At 69.6% G+C, this 16,137-nt stretch carries 15 protein-coding genes and 1 riboswitch; of the genes, 10 read left to right on the plus strand and 5 right to left on the minus strand.

Annotated elements, in window-relative coordinates; translation table 11 throughout:
* Positions 1 to 126: 126 nt before the first annotated feature.
* From proC to LKO27_RS14720, 5 genes are read right to left on the minus strand one after another with little or no spacing between them, the layout of a single operon-like run.
* On the minus strand, positions 127 to 924 hold the full coding sequence (gene proC / locus LKO27_RS14700) for a pyrroline-5-carboxylate reductase (protein ID WP_227738268.1): 798 nt from the start codon (positions 922 to 924) through the stop codon (positions 127 to 129).
* Positions 921 to 1,940 carry an aspartate-semialdehyde dehydrogenase gene (locus LKO27_RS14705; RefSeq protein WP_227738269.1) on the minus strand — a complete coding sequence of 340 codons (1,020 nt, stop codon included), beginning with the start codon at positions 1,938 to 1,940 and terminating at the stop codon, positions 921 to 923. The genes proC and LKO27_RS14705 overlap by 4 nt, the downstream gene beginning before the upstream one ends.
* Before the next feature lie 58 nt (positions 1,941 to 1,998).
* Positions 1,999 to 2,793 (minus strand): CPBP family intramembrane glutamic endopeptidase, encoded by a 795-nt coding sequence (locus tag LKO27_RS14710; RefSeq protein ID WP_227738270.1) that lies wholly within the window; start codon positions 2,791 to 2,793, stop codon positions 1,999 to 2,001.
* Positions 2,790 to 3,695, minus strand: a complete 906-nt coding sequence (locus LKO27_RS14715; RefSeq protein WP_227738271.1) for a proline dehydrogenase family protein — start codon at positions 3,693 to 3,695, stop codon at positions 2,790 to 2,792. The genes LKO27_RS14710 and LKO27_RS14715 overlap by 4 nt, the downstream gene beginning before the upstream one ends.
* The gene (locus tag LKO27_RS14720) at positions 3,688 to 4,491 is read right to left on the minus strand and encodes a sugar phosphate isomerase/epimerase (RefSeq protein ID WP_227738272.1); all 804 of its coding nucleotides are present in this window, start codon (positions 4,489 to 4,491) and stop codon (positions 3,688 to 3,690) included. Before LKO27_RS14720 ends, LKO27_RS14715 begins: the two co-directional genes overlap by 8 nt.
* A 93-nt stretch (positions 4,492 to 4,584) precedes the next feature.
* Here LKO27_RS14720 and LKO27_RS14725 point away from each other — a divergent pair, with 93 nt between their 5' ends.
* The 10 genes from LKO27_RS14725 to LKO27_RS14770 all read left to right on the plus strand — a co-directional run bounded on the left by LKO27_RS14725 (position 4,585) and on the right by LKO27_RS14770 (position 15,926).
* The gene (locus LKO27_RS14725) at positions 4,585 to 5,223 is read left to right on the plus strand and encodes a VOC family protein (protein ID WP_227738273.1); all 639 of its coding nucleotides are present in this window, start codon (positions 4,585 to 4,587) and stop codon (positions 5,221 to 5,223) included.
* A gap of 43 nt (positions 5,224 to 5,266) precedes the next feature.
* The gene (radA, locus tag LKO27_RS14730) at positions 5,267 to 6,667 is read left to right on the plus strand and encodes a DNA repair protein RadA (RefSeq protein ID WP_227738274.1); all 1,401 of its coding nucleotides are present in this window, start codon (positions 5,267 to 5,269) and stop codon (positions 6,665 to 6,667) included.
* The gene (disA, locus tag LKO27_RS14735) at positions 6,667 to 7,731 is read left to right on the plus strand and encodes a DNA integrity scanning diadenylate cyclase DisA (RefSeq protein ID WP_227738275.1); all 1,065 of its coding nucleotides are present in this window, start codon (positions 6,667 to 6,669) and stop codon (positions 7,729 to 7,731) included. The genes radA and disA overlap by 1 nt, the downstream gene beginning before the upstream one ends.
* A 32-nt stretch (positions 7,732 to 7,763) precedes the next feature.
* Positions 7,764 to 8,528: an ABC transporter ATP-binding protein gene (locus tag LKO27_RS14740; RefSeq protein ID WP_227738276.1), complete on the plus strand. Its 765-nt coding sequence runs from the start codon at positions 7,764 to 7,766 to the stop codon at positions 8,526 to 8,528.
* Between the two features lies 1 nt (position 8,529).
* On the plus strand, positions 8,530 to 11,121 hold the full coding sequence (locus LKO27_RS14745; protein WP_227738277.1) for an FtsX-like permease family protein: 2,592 nt from the start codon (positions 8,530 to 8,532) through the stop codon (positions 11,119 to 11,121).
* Between the two features lie 4 nt (positions 11,122 to 11,125).
* Positions 11,126 to 11,231, plus strand: a riboswitch (TPP riboswitch).
* A gap of 41 nt (positions 11,232 to 11,272) precedes the next feature.
* On the plus strand, positions 11,273 to 12,343 hold the full coding sequence (locus tag LKO27_RS14750; RefSeq protein WP_227738278.1) for a thiamine ABC transporter substrate binding subunit: 1,071 nt from the start codon (positions 11,273 to 11,275) through the stop codon (positions 12,341 to 12,343).
* A 2-nt stretch (positions 12,344 to 12,345) separates the two neighbouring features.
* Positions 12,346 to 14,037 carry an iron ABC transporter permease gene (locus LKO27_RS14755; protein WP_227738279.1) on the plus strand — a complete coding sequence of 564 codons (1,692 nt, stop codon included), beginning with the start codon at positions 12,346 to 12,348 and terminating at the stop codon, positions 14,035 to 14,037.
* Positions 14,031 to 15,014: an ABC transporter ATP-binding protein gene (locus LKO27_RS14760; protein WP_227738280.1), complete on the plus strand. Its 984-nt coding sequence runs from the start codon at positions 14,031 to 14,033 to the stop codon at positions 15,012 to 15,014. The genes LKO27_RS14755 and LKO27_RS14760 overlap by 7 nt, the downstream gene beginning before the upstream one ends.
* Before the next feature lie 153 nt (positions 15,015 to 15,167).
* Positions 15,168 to 15,530, plus strand: coding sequence for a DUF202 domain-containing protein (locus tag LKO27_RS14765; RefSeq protein WP_227738281.1), 363 nt, complete (start codon positions 15,168 to 15,170; stop codon positions 15,528 to 15,530).
* A gap of 39 nt (positions 15,531 to 15,569) precedes the next feature.
* Positions 15,570 to 15,926, plus strand: coding sequence for a DUF202 domain-containing protein (locus LKO27_RS14770; RefSeq protein ID WP_227738282.1), 357 nt, complete (start codon positions 15,570 to 15,572; stop codon positions 15,924 to 15,926).
* The last annotated feature ends 211 nt before the right edge of the window (positions 15,927 to 16,137 follow it).

The following is a 16,137-nucleotide window of genomic DNA, read 5'->3' on the forward strand; positions in this document are numbered from 1 at the left end:
TTCGCGGGTGTTGGCCCGCGGTGAGGTGAAGTCGGCTGCCAGAGAGACTGGCAGACTCCCAATGGTAACCTGCGCCGCCGGGGTGGACCAATCGAAACGGACCCCGGGGCGACTGTGTCCGGGCGCTCAGCTGGCGCCCGACATCTCCTGACCGCGCAGCTTGCAGGCTTCGACGGCGGCCAGGAACGCGGATCGGACGCCACGCTCATCGAGGGTCCGCAACGCGGCGGCGGTCGTTCCTCCCGGCGAGGTCACCCGTTCCCGCAGCGTGGTCGCGGTCTCGCCGGAGTCGTCGAGCATCGCCGCGGCACCGACGAACGTCTGGTTGACCAGCGCCGTGGCCTCCTGGCGGGTCAGTCCTTGGTGCACTCCGGCCTCGATCATGGCCTCTGCGACGTAGAAGAGGTATGCCGGCCCGGAGCCGGACAGCGCCGTGAGGGCGTCGATGTGGTCCTCGTCGGTCACGACGGCGCGCCCGACGGCCTCCATCAGCCCCACGACGAGCACCTGCTGCGCCGCCGTGGTGCCCGGGCCCGGCACCACGCCGGCCATGCCCTTGCCCACCAGCGCGGGGGTGTTCGGCATCACCCGGAAGACGGGCTGCCTGTCCGGGAGGGCTTCGACCAGCTTCGCGAGCGGGACCCCCGCGGCGATCGAGACGACGAGTGTCCCAGGTGCGAGGTTGGCGCCCAACGCCACGGCCACGGTGTGGACCTGGTGCGGCTTCACAGCCAGCACCACGACGTCGGCCTCCGCGGCGTCGGCGAGTTCCGCGCCCGTGACGCCGAGTTCCGAGACCAGCTCGCTCACCCTGGGCGAGTAGGCGTCGACCACGAGCACGTCGGCGGGATCCTGCCCGCCTGCGATCCAGCCGCGCAGCAGGGCACCGCCCATGGCTCCGGCACCCACGACGGCGATCCTCATCGGACGAGCAGTTCCGCGACCTGCAACGCGTTCAGGGCGGCACCCTTGCGAAGGTTGTCGCTGCTGACGAAGAGCACCAGCCCCCTGCCGTCGGCCTGCGACTGGTCCTGCCGGATCCGGCCGACCAGGCTCAGGTCACCACCGGCCGCCTTCAGCGGGGTGGGCACGTCGGCCAGGGCGACGCCGGGGGCCGCGGCCAGGACCTCGGCAGCTTCCTCGGGAGTGATCTCGCGCTCGAACTGGGCGTGGACGCTGAGGCTGTGACCGGTGAACACCGGGACGCGCACGCAGGTCCCGGCCACGCGGAGGTCCGGCAGGTGCAGGATCTTGCGGGACTCGTTGCGCAGCTTCTTCTCCTCGTCGGTCTCGCCCTGGCCGTCGTCGACCAGATTGCCCGCGAGAGCCACGACGTTGAAGGCGATCGGTTCGACGTAGGGGCCGAGCGCAGACGGCTGGAACAGCGAGCCGTCATGCGCGAGCCGCTCGGGAGACTCCAGTTCGGTGAGCTGGGTCGCCAGTGTCTGCACGCCGGCCAGGCCCGAGCCGGAGACGGCCTGGAAGGTGGTCACCTGCATGGCGAGCAGCCCCGCGGCCTCGTGCAGGGCCTTCATGACCGGCATCGCGGCCATGGTGGTGCAGTTCGGGTTGGCGATGATGCCGATCTCAGCGCGCTCCACGTCCCCGGGGTTCACCTCGGAGACGATCAGCGGGACGCGATCATCCATCCGCCAGGCGGAGGAGTTGTCCACGACCGTGGCGCCGGCCTCGGCCACCTTTTCGGCGAAGGCCTTCGAAGTGGCGCCGCCTGCGGAGAACAGGGCGACGTCGAGTCCGGAGAAGTCTGCGGTGGCGCAGTCCTCCACCGTGATCTCGGCACCCTTCCACGGCAGGGTCCTGCCCGCCGACCGCGAGGACGCGAAGTAGCGCATCTCCTCCACGGGGTAGTTCCGCTCCGCCAACAGGGACCGCATGACGGCGCCCACCTGGCCCGTCGCTCCGAATACTCCAACACGCATGGGGTGAGTCTACGACGTGTGGCGCGGCGGGCGAATCGCCGTCCGGCCGGAGGGAGGACTACAGCCAGGTGAGGTAGGGGGCCAACAGCGCGTAGCCGACGAAGGCCGCGATGTCGAGCAGCGTGTGGCAGATCACCAGAGGCATGACCCGCTTGGTCCTGAGATAGATCAGGCCGAACAGCACGCCCATCACGGCGTTGCCGATGAAGCCGCCGAAGCCCTGGTAGAGGTGGTAGCCGCCACGGAGAAGGGCCGAGACCACCAGGATGGTGAGGATCCCGCCCCGGGCCTGTTGCCACCGCACGAAGAGGTAGCCGATCATCACGACCTCCTCCAGCACACCGTTCATGATGGCGCGCAGGACCAGCATCGGGACCGTCCACCAGGCGGCAGCGAGGTTGGCCGGGGAGACGCTGGTGTTGATCCCGATCTCCCGCGCGATCAGGTAGAACGCGAGGCCCGCCACGCCGATGCCGGCGAAGGTGGCGAAACCGACGGCGAGGTCGCGGCCGGGGCGTCGGAGGTCGAAGCCCATGGCGCGGAAGGGGCCGCCGTCGGGTCGGTTGACCGACCAAAGGAGGTAGAGCACCAGCAGCGCCGGCATCAGGGGGAAGACCGTGCCCGCCACCTGGTAGGCGAGGTCCAGCCAGGGGCGGTCCGGGGTGGTGGAGGTGTTGATGGTGGTGGTCTGCCGGTTCAGCGGCACCTCACGGGTCAGCTTGTTGATGATCGACAGCACCGAGTACACGGCCGACTGTCCCAGCGAGATCCCCAGCACCACCAGGATCTCGATGCGGATCCGTCTGCTCAGGCCCGGCGGGGTTCCCGTCGGTTCGAGGACTGGCGCGGTCATCTCTTGTCCAGCACCGCGCGTGCGTAGCTCCACAGTGTCCGCGGGCGGGCTGCGATCCGGACGGCGAGGTACTCGTACCAGGCGGGGCCGAACGGGATGTAGGTGCGGCACTTCAGTCCGATGTCGACGAGGCGGCGCTGCTCCAGCGGACGCACCCCCATCAACATCTGGAACTCGAAGTCCTGCGGCGTGCGGTTGTTGCGGTGGGCGAGCTCCTGGGCGATGTTGATCACCCTGGGGTCGTGGGTGGCCAGCATGGTGTAGGCCCCCGACTCGAGCAGGATCCGCAGGCACCGCACCAGGGCCAGGGATTTCTCGTGCTCGGAACGGTAGGCCACCTGGGCGGGCGCAGGGTATGAGCCGACGCAGATGCGGACCCGGGCCGCGTCGCGGGCAAGGTCCCTGGCGTCGCGCTCGGCGCGCCTGATGTCCACCGGCAGGGTCAGCCCGAGGTTCGGGTGGTGCGCCGCGACGGTGCGGTAGAGGGCCAGGGTCTCGGCGTACTCGGCGTGCCCCTGCATCTCGAGCGTGACGCTGGTTCCGGCGTCGGCGGCTTCCACGCAGAGGTCGGTGAGGGTCTCGCGCGCCAGTTGCGTCGACTCCCTGAGCCCCAGGTCCGACGGGCGCACCGAAAGCTCGGCGTCCTGGGCGCCGTCGCCGAGTGCCTCCAGCAGCCGCCCGAGCTCGACGGCCGTGTCCAGTTCGGCCTCCTCGGAGGCCAGGTGCGCGAAGCTGACCCACAGTCCCTTCCGGCGCAGGTCGGCGGCCGCGGCGACGGCGTCCTCCAGGTGTTCGCCCGCGAAGTAGGGCAGCGCGAGGTCCCGCACGGCCGACTCCTGGGCCAGCCTGCTGAGGCGGGGTGAGCGGATCAGGCTCTTGACCGCACTCTGCGTCCTACGCATCCGTCCGTGCTCCCTTCGCCAGCACCTTCCGGCAGGTCTCGAGACTCTGGCCCAGCAGCTCTTCGCGCTCGTGGCGGCTGCGGGCGCGGCGCGTCGATACCTCGAGCACGGTGTGGCCGTCGAAACCTGCGGTTCCGAGTTCGGCGAGCACGTCCCAGGCGTCCTGGTCCCCCTCCCCCGGCATGAGGTGCTCGTCCTTGAAGGAGCCCCGGCCGTCGGTCAGGTGCACGTGGCGGAGCCGCTCCCCCCACGAGTGCACCAGGTGCATGGACTGCATCCGGGCGGTCGAGGCGTGGCTCAGGTCGAGAGTGAGGTGGTCGTAGTCCAGCCCCGTCGGGTCCCAGTGCGGGAGGTAGGCCTGGAAACTGCCGCCGGGGGTGCGCCAGGGGAACATGTTCTCGACGGCGAACGTCACGCCCTCGTGCTTGTCGTTGAGGCGACGGATCCCGTCGACGAAGCCGTTGCCGTACTCACGCTGCCAGCGGAAGGGCGGGTGCACCACGACGGTGTCCCCGCCGAGGCGCGCGGCGGCCTCGCCGGAGCGCTCCAGCTTCTCCCAAGGGTCGGTGCCCCACACGTTCTGCGTCACCAGCAGGACCGGCGCGTGCACGGAGTAGATCCGTACCCCGTGGTAGTCCGAGAGCTTGGCCACCGCCTCGACGTCGGCGGCGAGCGGGTCGATTCCCACCATGAGTTCCACGCCGTCGTAACCGAGTGCGGCAGCGAGTTCGAAGGCACTCGCCGTCGACTCCGGATACACGGATGTGGTCGACAGGAGCACTTTCGACGTGGACACCCTGCAACAGTACACGCGCACCGCTCGCGGGTACCCGGGGTCACGACACCCGCGGATTGGGAGATGCGGGCAGGCTGGGGGCAGAATGTGCGCATGCATGTCGACCATTTGATCTTTGCAATCGGGCCCGACGGACTCAAAGCTGATGCCGAGCGGCTCGCCGCTGAGCTGGGTGCCAATTACAAGGACGGTGGCTTCCATCCCAGGTTCGGAACCCGCAACCACATCATCCCCCTCGCGGATGCCCGCTACATCGAGGTCGTGGAGGTCCTGGACCACCCCGCAGCCGAGAAGGCGCCCTTCGGACAGGCCGTGCGCGCCCGCTCCGAGATGGGCGGCGGCTGGCTCGGCTGGGTCGTCAGCGTGGATGACCTGTCCCCCTATGAGGCGCGCCTCGAGCGCTCCTCGGTCCCCGGTTCGCGGCACTTCCCGGACGGCCGCAAGCTCGAGTGGAAGCAGATCGGGATCAAGGGCCTGATGGCCGATCCCCAGCTGCCCTACTTCCTGGAGTGGGTCTCCGACGAGAGCCTGCGGCCCAGCGCGCTGCCCGCGGAGGTGAAGCTCGAGGAGATCGAGATCTCGGGCTCCGCGGATCGGCTGTCGGACTGGCTGAACGTCCCTGTCGGGGACGAACTGGACGGCGTCCGGCTCAACCTGGTGGCACCCAATGGCCATCCCGGGATCAACCGCGTCACGTTCAACTCACCCACCAGGGGTCGCGTCAGCATCTGAGTCAGCCCGGCGTCTTGTCAGGGCGGGCACGTAGAGTCGCAGCGTGGCGAAACAACAGGATTCATACCAGTGCACCGAGTGCGGCTGGAGCACCGTGCGCTGGGTCGGACGCTGCGGGGAGTGCCAGACCTGGGGCAGCGTCGCGGAACGGGGTGCGCCCAAGCTCAGGCAGGTGTCCTCGTCGGCACCCTCCGCCCCCGCGTTGCCCATCTCCCAGGTCTCGACGGACAACGCCAAGCGTCGCCTGACCACCATCGCGGAACTGGACAGGGTGCTCGGGGACGGCTTGGTGCCGGGCGCCGTCGTGCTGCTGGCCGGGGAGCCGGGGGTGGGCAAGTCCACCCTGCTGCTCGACGTGGCCGCCAAGTGGGCGGCCTCGGGTGAGCGCACCCTCTACATCTCCGGCGAGGAGTCGGCCTCGCAGGTGAAGCTGCGGGCGACGCGCACCGGCGCGCTCCACGACGAGCTCTACCTGGCTTCCGAGACGGATCTGGGTACCGTGCTCGGCCACGTCGAGGCGGTACGCCCCAGCCTGCTGGTGGTGGATTCGGTGCAGACCATCGCAACCGCGGAGGCCGACGGCGCACCCGGAGGCACCACCCAGGTCAAGGAGGTGACCGGTGCCCTGGCACGGGTGGCCAAGCGCGAGGACATGTCTGTGCTCATCGTCGGCCACGTCACCAAGGACGGCTCCATCGCCGGGCCGCGCACGCTGGAGCACCTCGTTGACGTCGTGCTCACCTTCGAGGGTGACCGGCACTCGGGCTTCCGGATGGTTCGCGCCACCAAGAACCGGTTCGGACCGGCCGACGAGGTGGGGTGCTTCGAGATGAACGAACGCGGCATCGTGGAGGTACCGGACCCGTCCGGCCTGTTCACGACCGTCCACAGCGAGCCCGTGCCCGGCACGTGCGTGACGGTGACGATGGAGGGCAGGCGTCCGCTGCTCGCGGAAGTACAGGCCCTCGTGGCTCCCTCACCCAACCAGGGTTCCCCCAAGCGCGCCACGCACGGCCTGGACTCCTCGCGGATGGCGATGGTGCTGGCGGTGCTGGAGCGAAAGGCCGGACTCCCGCTGTCGCAGCGCGACGTCTACGTCTCGACAGTGGGGGGCGCCCGGATCACCGAGCCGTCCGTCGACCTCGCTGTCGCCATCGCCGTCGCCTCCGCGGCGCTGGACACCCAGTTCCCGAAACGGCTGCTCGCGCTCGGTGAGGTCGGGCTCGCAGGGGACCTGCGTCGGGTGCCCGGGGTGGAGCGACGCCTGGCCGAGGCGGCCCGGCTGGGATTCGAGTTGGCGCTGGTGCCGACGGGGTCCCGCGACGTCACGGTCAAGGTGCCAAAGCTGGCGGGACTGCGCGTGGTTGAGGTCGGCAGCCTCGCGGAGGCGCTGGGGGTCCTAGACTTGCGGAGGCACCAGCGTCGGACCGACCACGAGGAGTGATGTTGCCCCGGGCCAGATTGCGGCAATACCAGCGTCTCCTGGCGCCGGGTACCCCTCTGCGCGCGGGGCTGGACCGGATCCTGCACGGGCGCACCGGGGCGATCGTGGTGCTCGGGAACAACTCCAAGGTCCAGCAGGTCAGCAGCGGCGGCTTCCAGTTGAACGTCGAGTTCACGCCGCAGGCGCTTCGTGAACTCGCGAAGCTCGACGGCGCCATCATCCTCACCGGGGACCTGACGCGCATCGTAGCCGCGGGTGTGCACCTCGTCCCCGCCGGTGACCTGCCGACGGCGGAGACCGGCACCAGGCACCGCTCGGCGGACCGCACGGCCCAGGCCACGGGGCTGCCCGTGGTGACCGTCTCGGCGTCGATGTCCACCATCTCCCTGTTCATGAACACCCACAGGCACGTGATCGAGACCACGGACCAGATGATCAGCCGCGCCAACCAGACCCTCGCAACCCTTGCCCGGGTGACGAGCCGGCTGGAGGCCGTCCTGGAGCAGCTGAACTCGCTCGAGGTGGGCGAGCAGGTCACCATCCGGGACCTGGTGCAGGTGGCCCACCGCTACGAGATGACCCGCCGCCTTTCCCAGGAGATGCAGTTCCACATCGACACTCTGGGCGTCGAGGGCAGACTCACGGCGCTGCAGCACAGCGAGCTGATGGTCTCTTTCGAGAACCTCGCCCAGTTGATCGCCGCGGACTACGCGCACAACCTCGAGGACCCTTCGGCGTTCACGCTGGAACGCCTGGAGAACTTCTCCGCCGATGAACTGCTGAGCACCTCGCTGGTGGCCGAAAGGCTGGGATTCGGTCCCAACGTCTATCTGGAGACGCCCGTGAACCCCCGCGGGATCCGGTTGCTCAGCTCGGTCGGCAGGCTCCCCGACATCCTCATCAACAAGCTGGTGGAGCGCTATGCCCTGCAGGAGATGTTCGGGGCATCGGTCAGCGACCTGCTGAAGCTCGAGGGTGTGGGAAGTGCCCGGGCGCGGCTGATCCGCGACGCCTTGCTGCGGATCACAGAGGCCGCCTACTCACGCCCAGAACAGCCCACCTGAACCGACCCGACCATGAACGCAGGATGATGTCGATGCAACCCACCAGTCCCGGAATCGCCGCTCATGTGCTGGACGTGCGCAAGGTGCACCGCAGCGACGGCATAGACACCCTCGCGCTGGACCACCTCACGGCATCGTTCGCCTCCGGGATGATCACCTCCGTCCTCGGTCCCTCCGGGGCGGGCAAGACGTCGTTGTTCAATGTCCTGGCCGGTCTGGACCAGGCGACCAGCGGCGAGGTGACCGTGGCCGGGCACAACCTCGGCACCCTGAGCGACCGCGAACTCACCCGGTTGCGGCGCAGCGACATCGGGTTGGTGCTCGAGAGCGGCGACCTGGTGCCCACGCTCTCCACGCGCGAGAACCTCCTGCTGCCGATGTCGCTGTCGGGCAGGAAGCCGGAGAAGGAGTGGTACGACGGCGTCGTGGCCGCAGCGGGGCTCAAGGACCTGCTGGGACTCCCGCCCGTGGACCTCACAGCAGCCCAGCAGCAACTGCTGGCGATCGCCCGGGCTCTCCTGCCGAAGCCGTCGATCATCCTCGCCGACGAACCAACTGGTCGGCTGCGCACCTTTGAGGGCCTTGAGGTACGGGCACTGCTGGAATGGTGTCGGAACGAACTGGGGCAGGCCGTGGTCCTGTTCACCCACGACCCGGTGGTGGCGGCCGGGGCTGACCGTTGCCTCGTGCTGACCGATGGCCACATCGTCGCCGACCTGGCGGAGCCCACGACGGTGAAGGTCCTCAGCAAGATCGCTGAACTGGATGCCCGGGCCAGCGTCTCGAACCAGGTCTGACATGTGGAAATCCAGCCTCCACAGTCTCCGCAACCGCATCTGGCAACTGCTGCTCTGCCTGGTCGCCATCGTCCTCGGGGTCGCCGGCGTCAGCGCGGCCGTGTCCCTGAACGCGTTGGTGCGGACCACCACCGAGGGCGTGGTCGCTGCCACGGCAGCTGACATCACGATCGTCCCGGCGGGATCGCTGGCCGCCGCAGATGCGGTCACCAGCCCCCCGCCGCTGGCACCGGACACCATTGCGGCGATAGCCGACCTGCCGGGCGTGCAGGATGCGCACGGCCAGATCCGTGGCGGCGTGCTGTTCCCCATCACCACCGACGGCGTCCTGCTGCAGCCGCAACTCGCGCCGACCATCACCGGAAGCTACCTCTCCGCCGAGCCCCACGGAGACCTCCCCGCGATCGCGGTCACGGAGGGACGGGTGCCCACCGGTGATGACGAGGTGGCGATGGACCGGCCCACGCTCGAGGTGAGCGGCTACACACTCGGGGACGTCATCACGTTCGCCCGCACCGGCCCGAACGCGCCCATCCGGTCCACGGTCGTCGGCATCGTCCGCTTGGACAGGGACCGGCCGGCTGGCGCCTCCTACGCGTTGTTCAGCGAGGCAGCAGCCAGGGCGCACTTCCTGGGCGGCCAGGCCGGTTTCAACAGCGTCTGGGTCGACGCCGGCGACGACGCCGACGTGGCTGCCCTGATCGAGCAGATCCGGCCGCTGATCCCCTCGGAGTACCAGATCGTCGACGGCGACGCGGTGGCCTCCGCCACCCAGTTCCAGTTGCACCCCAGGCTGACCGTCGCGCAGATCGGATTGTGGGTCGCGGGCGGACTGCTGCTGGTGGTCGCCGCAGCACTGATCAGTTCCACCACTTCGAGCCTCGTGGCGCGACGGCGGGGAGAGTCCGCCTTCCTGCGCCGGTTGGGCGCGTCGCCGTGGCGGGTGTCACTCCCGATCATCACCGAGTCGCTGCTGCTCGGGTTGGTCGGCTCAGCCGTCGGACTGCCCCTGGGACAAGGTCTCGCGGAGCAGCTCAACAACGTCGGCCGGACCCACGGGCTGGCGCTCGGGGCCGTGATCCCCGAGCTCTCGCCACCCGAGGCCTGGCTGTGCATCGGCATCGGTGTCGCCATCGCGGTGCTGGCCGCGCACCGGCACGCGACCGCTGTCTCCTTCACCCAGTCCCTTGAGCCACGCCCGACCCTCCCCCGCCCCAGACTCCACTTCAGCGACGCCGCCTGGACCAGCGTGGGTCTCGTGGTCGTCGGCGTGGGCCTGCTGGCAGTCGGCACCGTGGTCCCCAACATGCCCGTGCCATGGGTATGGGCGGTTCTAGGTGCGACGGTGGTGCTGGTCGGCGTCCCGATCGCGACGCCGGTCCTCGGCGCTCCCCTCGTGCGGTTGATCGGGCTCCTCGGCCGGCCGGCACTGCGCGACGTCAGTACCCTGTCGGCCCGCAACGTGGACCGGCACCCAGCCCGGTTCGCCAAGGCGGCCGCAGCCCTCGTGCTCGGGACCGGGCTCGTGGCTACGTTCGCGATCCTGGGAGCCTCGGGGCGAGCCTCCGCACACCACGACCTCCCGCAGAGCGTTCACGGTGACCTGTTCATCACCTCCATCGCCGACGGCGGCTTCCACCGTGAGTTCGCCTCCCTGGTCAGTGCCCTGCCGGGCGTGGAGGCGGTCAACGCCTACGGGATCCAGACCGCGCTCCAGGGCGGCGAGCCGCGTCGGGTGATGGTGGCCGACCCCGGGGTTCTCGAGGCCGTCGTCGACCACGAGGTCATCGAGGGTCGTCCGCCAGCGGCCGCTGACGAGGTCATGCTCGAGGCCGAGCACGCGGCGAGCAGTGACCTCGAACGAGGCGACTCCTTCAACCTGGTGATCAACCAGCAGCGGGTGGAGGTGCGGGTCGTCGGCATCTTCCGGACCGGACGCGGGGTGGACCTCGCGGAGCTGACCGCGATCCGGGCCACCTTCAACGGCCGGGGCGTCGCCGACCGTGATGCGTTCGTGGCGGTCAGCCTGGCAAGCGGTTCGCCCGTGGCGGAGGTGAAGCGGGAGATGACGGACCTGGTGGGGACCAACCCCCTGCTGCGCGTCCAGAACATGGACGAACTTGCCGACGCCCGGGGCGAGTCCCTCGCCATAATCGCGGACACGGTGGAGTCGGCTCTGACCCTGCTGGCCTGGATCGCCGTCGTGTGGATCACGGGAACTCTCCTGATCGCCGTGCACGAACGCAGTCCGGAGTTCAGGTCCCTGCGGCTGGTTGGCATGGACCGGTGGCAGGTCGCAAGCATGGTGGCCCTGGAGGCGATCACGATGGGAACCGTCGGGGGCCTGCTCGGGACGGCAGCCGGCACGGTTGCCGGGTGGGGCCTGCAGCGTGGATTCGTGGACCGTGGTTACCCCCTTCTGGAGATCCCCTGGGACACCCTGTGGGGCCTGGTCGGCACGGGCGTACTGGTCGGGTTGGCCTCGGCGGTGCTGCCCACCCTGGCAGCCGTCAAGTCCCTTGGTCCCTTCCTCCGGCCGGAGCGCAGCCTGCGCCCGGAAACGGCGTCGGAGTCCCCCGCCGAGGCGGTGTAGGCTGAACAGCACACAGGGGAGCGCCCCAGAGCGCTGAGAGTGCGGCAGATCCGCAGACCCTCAAACCTGATCCGGTTAGCACCGGCGTAGGGAGTGAGCACAAGCATCTCCCCGGCTCATCAGCCGGGCCCGGAGGACCAGGAGGAGACTCATGTCTTTCGCGAAGAAGTTCACCGCATCGGTTCCGGCTCTGCTGCTGGCAGCAACGCTGGCCGCCTGTTCGGAGCCCACCGCACCGTCGCAGGACGCGTCGACCACCCCGGAGGAGATCACCAGCAGCGAGGAGTTGACCGTCGTCACCCATGAGTCCTTCGTCCTCCCGGAGGAACTGAAGGAGAAATTCGCCTCCGAGTCCGGCTACGAGGTCACTTACGTGGCACCGGGCGACGGTGGCGAACTGGTGAACCAGCTCATCCTCACCAAGGACTCGCCACTGGGCGACGTCGTCTTCGGCATCGACAACACCTTCTCGAGCCGGGCCGTCGAGGAGGGAGTACTGGCCCCCTACGAGGCGAGGCTGCCGGAATCCGCCGCGGGACTCGGATCCGATTCGCTCACCCCGATCGACCTCGGTGACGTCTGCGTCAACGCCGACACCGCATGGTTCGAGGAGTCCGGGCTGGCGGTGCCTGCCACCCTGGACGACCTCGCCAGGCCCGAGTACAAGGATCTGCTGGTGGTGTCCCACCCGGCCTCCTCCACGCCGGGTCTCGCGTTCCTCGCCGCCACTGTCGGGGCCAAGGGCTCCGACGGTTACCTCGAGTACTGGGACGCGCTGGTCGACAACGGTGTGAAGGTGGTGCCGGGCTGGAGCGATGCCTACTACACCGAGTTCTCCGGCGCCGACGGGGAGGGTCCGCGCCCGCTGGTGCTGTCCTACTCGACCTCCCCCGCGTTCACCCTGAGTGAGGACGGTTCCGAGTCCACGACCCAGGCGCTGCTCGAGACGTGCTTCCGGCAGGTCGAGTACGCCGGGGTGATCGCCGGAGCCCGGAACGAGAAGGGTGCCCGGGAGTTCATCGACTTCCTCCTGACCGAGGAGGTGCAGGCGAGCATCCCGGAGAACATGTACATGTACCCGGTCGATGACTCCGTCGAGTTGCCGGCGGAGTGGGTAGCCTTCGCCCCGCTGGCGGACGAACCGATCGAGGTCCCCGCCGAGGAGATCGCTGCCAATCGGGACAGCTGGATCAGGGAGTGGACCGAACGGGTCATCGGCTGACCATGGCGAAACCCGCCGCGGGCCTGCTGCGGCGCCTCCAGGACGCCGACGCCGGGTGGCGACTGGCGTGGCTGGTGGCCGGACTCGTCCCGGTCGCCTTCCTCGTCGTGTTCTTCTTCTGGCCCGCCGGAACGCTGGTGGTGCGCGGCTTCCACTCCGAGGGTGAGTGGACGCTCGACGGTTTCGCCCGGGTGTTCTCCGCGGCGCGGACGTGGCGCATCCTCGGGTTCACCCTCGGCATGGCGGCACTGGCCACAGCCGCCTGCCTCGTGCTGGGGATCCCTGGCGCCCACCTTCTCTACCGACGACGGTTCCGCGGCCGGGCCCTCCTGCGCGCCGTCGTGGTGGTGCCGTTCGTGCTCCCGACGGTGGTGGTGGGCGTCGCTTTCGGCTCGCTGTTCGACGACGGCGGCATGCTCGGCTTCCTCGGGCTAGACGACCACTGGATCGCGATCCTGCTGGCCATGGTCTTCTTCAACTTCTCCGTGATCGTCCGGACCGTCGGCACCATGTGGCGTCGCCTCGACCCGAGGCTTGGCGAGGCAGCGCTGACGCTCGGCGCGTCACCGGCAAGAGCGCTGTTCACCATCGTGCTGCCCGCTCTGGGGCCGGCGATCGCCGCCGGGGCGTCCCTGACCTTCCTGTTCTGCGCCTCGTCGTTCGGGATCGTGATGGTGCTGGGTGGGGTCCGGTACTCCACGATCGAGACCGAGATCTGGTTCCAGACCACCCAGCTCCTGGACCTGCCCGCCGCCGCCGCGCTCTCGATCACCCAGCTCGCGGTTGTCACGGCGCTGTTGCTGGTGACCAACGCGTTGCAGCGCCGCACCCGACAGGCCCACCGGCTTCACACCGACGACCTCGGCGTCGGCCCCGCCACCTGGCGACGGGACTGGGCGACGATCGCAGTCACAGCCGTCGTCGCGCTGGGACTGGTCATGCTGCCGCTGCTGAACCTCGCGTTGCGTTCGTTGCGCAGCCGGGGTGACTGGACGCTGCGCAACTACCAGGCGCTGTTCGGAGGCGAGAACCCCGCCCTTTCGGTCCCCGTGTCGCTCGCGGTCTGGAACTCACTCTGGATCGCTGCCGTCGCCGCGGCGCTGGCCCTGGTGCTCGGTGTGCTCGTCAGCCTGGTGGCCTCGCGCCGCCCGGCGTCGGCGCGGGGCCGCAGGACGCTGTGGGCGGTGGAGGGCCTGTTCCTGCTGCCGCTTGGCGTGTCGGCGGTCACCGTCGGATTCGGCTACCTCATCACCCTGAACCGGCCCCCTCTGGACCTGCGCTCCAGCTTGGTGCTGATCCCCGTCGCGCAGGCGCTCGTCGCACTGCCGTTGGTGGTGCGCTCGTTGCTGCCCGCCCTGCACGCCATCGACAGCCGCCAGCTGGAGGCCGCCCGGACCCTTGGAGCCAGCCACTGGAGGGTTCTGGTCACCATCGAGTTCCCCCAGCTGGCCCGCGGGCTGGGCCTGGCGGCCGGCTTCGCCTTCGCGACGTCGCTGGGAGAGTTCGGGGCGACGTCGTTCCTGTCCCGACCCGACAACCCCACACTGCCCGTGGTGATCTACCGGCTGTTCGGGCAGCCCGGAGCCGACAACTACGGCATGGCCCTGGCTGCAGCGACGCTGCTGGCAGTATTGACCGGAGTCGTGATGGCCGCAGCGGAGGGCCGTCGACCGAAGGGAGTCGCGACGTGGTAGCTGGACTCGAGGCGCGCGGCGTCGTGGTCCGCTTCGGCGACGTGACCGCCGTCGACGGCGTGGACCTGCATCTCGAACCCGGTCACGTCCTGGCGCTGCTGGGGCCGTCCGGGTCCGGGAAGTCAACGCTGTTGCGGGCCATCATCGGCCTGGCGAAGCTCGACGGCGGGAGCGTCCACTGGGACGGAGCGGACCTCACCGGGGTCAAGGTGCACCGGCGCAACTTCGGCTTCGTGTTCCAGGACGGGCAGCTCTTCCCGAACCTCGACGTAGGGCGCAACATCGCCTACGGGCTCGAGAAGTGGGGCCGCAAGGCCAAGGGTGACCGGGTACGGGAGATGCTGGACCTCGTCGGCCTGCCTGGGTACGAGAAGCGCAAGGTGACCGAGCTCTCCGGCGGCGAGGCGCAGCGCGTCGCCCTCGCGAGGTCCCTGGCCCCCGCCCCCCGGGCGCTGTTGCTCGACGAACCGCTGTCTGCGCTCGACACGGGGCTGCGCCGGCACCTGGCTGGCGAGGTGTCCCGCATCATCCGGGAGGTGGGCATCACCGCCATCTACGTGACGCACGACCAGGAGGAGGCCTCCATGGTGGGCGACACCGTCGGGGTGATTGCCCAAGGCCGGCTCCTCCAGCGCGCGGAACCCGATGTCCTGTGGCGGCGCCCCGCGTCGCGCACCGTCGCCCGATTCCTTGGCAACAAGGCGTTCGTCACCGCCGACGAAGCCCGCGCCCTCGGGTGGGGCGGGGACCTCCCCGAGGGCCACGTCCTGGGAGTGGGACCCCGCAGCCTGCAACTGGATCCCGACGGCGTGGAACTGCAGGTGCTCGACGAGGGCTTCGACCTCGGGCACGTCGAGATTGGTGTGGAACTGCCCAGCGGCCAGCGCGCCGTCGTGCGGGCTGACGAGCGCCCGGGGGCCCCGACGGTGAGGGTCCGCCTGGTCGGCGGCGCCATCACCCCTGCCCACGACCTCTGACGAACCTGCGGTGCGGCTCTGGTTCCGCCGCGAACCGCACGCCCGCGTTGCGCGCACGGCCCCGCGCTTGGGCGTTCGCGGCCCTTTGGTGGCAAAGTGGTTCCCGGATAACAGCGACGGCCGGGCCAGCGCCGTCGCGGAGGAGGAGCACCAGTGGCAAGGCAGCGGTTCCCGCAGTCGGTCTATTCGCAGGGCGAGGAGCCGGACGCGCGCTTCACCCTTGCCAACGAGCGCACGTTCCTCGCGTGGATCCGCACCGCGCTCGCGCTGATGGCGGGCGGGGTGGCCCTGGAGGCGTTGAGCCTCGGGCTGCAACCAGGTTTCCAGCTCGGCGCCTCGGTGATCCTGATGCTGACGGGCATTCTTTCGCCGCTCCAGGCCTGGTTCGGGTGGGCCCGCAACGAGCGAGCGCTGCGCAACAACACCCCCCTGCCCAGCCCGATGCTGGCGCTCCCGGTGGTGATCGCGGTCGCGGTGGCCGGCCTGCTGGTGCTGCTCGGCCTGGTGCTGCGCTGACATGGCCCGCCTGCTGCTGCCCAGCCCGCTGGGTGCCCGATGAGCCGGCGCCGGGACGACGCCCACGAGCGACCGTTCGATCCTGGACTGCAGCCCGAACGGGTCGCGCTCTCCTGGCGGCGCACCGCGCTTGCGGTCGCCGTCGGATCTCTGGTGTATGCGCGCCTCATCGCGCCGGTCATCGGGGCTTGGGCGCTGGTTCCGACACTGGCGGGGCTGGTGCTGGCCACGGTCATGGGACTGAAGTCCACCAGGCGGTACCGCCACCACCACCGGACGCTGACGAGCCAGCGGGGGCACCTGGCCGACGGTGCGCTGATGGCCTTCATCGCCGCCTCGGTGTCGGCCGCCGGGCTCTTCGCGTTCATCCTGGCCATCGTCGGCCGAGCGCCCTGAGCGGCCTCGACGCTGGAACCGCGACCCCAGGAGCACAAAGAAGGCGGCGCGGCCCGTGTGGGCCGCGCCGCCTTCCTGGCTGGTGGTTTCAGGGCTCTTCACAAAGCAGGGTGTAGTGGGTTCGGCGCGTCGTTGAGGGGGTAGGGGTCGAGGCCTCCCGATGATGGAAGTTCTCACACTGCCCATCTGGAAGACCTCGACGTGCCTGATG

It is taken from the genome of Tessaracoccus sp. OS52, from assembly GCF_020687685.1.
In the GTDB taxonomy this organism is placed as follows: domain Bacteria; phylum Actinomycetota; class Actinomycetes; order Propionibacteriales; family Propionibacteriaceae; genus Arachnia.

Coding starts and splice junctions, on each gene's coding strand:
- LKO27_RS14725 (WP_227738273.1), top strand. CDS start 4,585: ATGCATGTCGACCATTTGATCTTTGCAATCGGGCCCGACGGACTCAAA.
- LKO27_RS14705 (WP_227738269.1), bottom strand. CDS start 1,940: ATGCGTGTTGGAGTATTCGGAGCGACGGGCCAGGTGGGCGCCGTCATG.
- LKO27_RS14710 (WP_227738270.1), bottom strand. CDS start 2,793: ATGACCGCGCCAGTCCTCGAACCGACGGGAACCCCGCCGGGCCTGAGC.
- LKO27_RS14755 (WP_227738279.1), top strand. CDS start 12,346: ATGGCGAAACCCGCCGCGGGCCTGCTGCGGCGCCTCCAGGACGCCGAC.
- LKO27_RS14715 (WP_227738271.1), bottom strand. CDS start 3,695: ATGCGTAGGACGCAGAGTGCGGTCAAGAGCCTGATCCGCTCACCCCGC.
- proC (WP_227738268.1), bottom strand. CDS start 924: ATGAGGATCGCCGTCGTGGGTGCCGGAGCCATGGGCGGTGCCCTGCTG.
- LKO27_RS14745 (WP_227738277.1), top strand. CDS start 8,530: ATGTGGAAATCCAGCCTCCACAGTCTCCGCAACCGCATCTGGCAACTG.
- LKO27_RS14740 (WP_227738276.1), top strand. CDS start 7,764: ATGCAACCCACCAGTCCCGGAATCGCCGCTCATGTGCTGGACGTGCGC.
- disA (WP_227738275.1), top strand. CDS start 6,667: ATGTTGCCCCGGGCCAGATTGCGGCAATACCAGCGTCTCCTGGCGCCG.
- LKO27_RS14770 (WP_227738282.1), top strand. CDS start 15,570: ATGAGCCGGCGCCGGGACGACGCCCACGAGCGACCGTTCGATCCTGGA.
- LKO27_RS14750 (WP_227738278.1), top strand. CDS start 11,273: ATGTCTTTCGCGAAGAAGTTCACCGCATCGGTTCCGGCTCTGCTGCTG.